1 pseudogene is annotated in these 825 nt (G+C 37.2%); it reads left to right on the forward strand.

The features are described 5' to 3' along the window. The first annotated feature begins 1 nt into the window (after nucleotide 1). Nucleotides 2–799, forward strand: a pseudogene (locus tag J8L98_RS24450) (IS30 family transposase). The last annotated feature ends 26 nt before the right edge of the window (nucleotides 800–825 follow it).

An 825-nucleotide genomic window follows, 5' to 3' on the forward strand; every position in this document is an offset into this window, starting at 1 on the left:
CTTGGCAGCCGAACGTAGAAAGAAACCAAGGCACGCAAAAAAGTTTGCTAATAAAACGCTTTATCAGCATGTTGTACATAAACTGCAAGAAGGTTGGTCACCAGACGCTATTGCTGGAAGGCTTAAAAAAAACCACCCAAATGACAAGGGAGCATGTGTCAGTCATGAGACAATTTATCAATGGGTTATTAAAGACTATCAAGTTGGTGGTGGGCTCTATAAAGCATTACCAAAACGTCACAAAAAGAGAAAAAAACAAAGAAAATATGGGGACTTACGAGGTAAGATAAAAAACCGAGTTAGTATCCATGAGCGACCTAATATCGTTGAGAAACGGTCTCGTATTGGCGACTGGGAAGCTGATCTTGTTGAAGGAAAGAAAGGCTCTGGATATATAATTACTCACGTGGATCGAGCAACAAAATATCTAATGGCCTAAAAAATAGAAAATAAAACAGCAGAGCTTTTCAATAAAGTAACGATTGCAATGTTTATAACGTTAGATAGTTCAAAGAGGCTGACGCTTACTCTTGATAACGGGAAAGAGTTTTCACTTTTTAATAAGCTTGAGAATAGGCTTAATATGGATATTTACTTCGCCGATCCTTATTGTTCATGGCAGCGCGGTACAAATGAAAATACAAATGGGTTGATACGTCGATATTTCCCCAAAAAAACAGATTTTTCGACTATAACAGATAATGAACTACAAGAAGTAGTAAACAAAATTAACAATCGTCCAAGAAAGATTTTAGATTATCAGACGCCTGAGGAAGTCTTTTCACTTGATAGTTTATAGTGGTGCACTTGCATGTTGAATTCGGG

The organism is Pseudoalteromonas sp. MMG013 (genome assembly GCF_018100885.1).
GTDB classification, from domain to species: Bacteria; Pseudomonadota; Gammaproteobacteria; order Enterobacterales; family Alteromonadaceae; genus Pseudoalteromonas; species Pseudoalteromonas aurantia.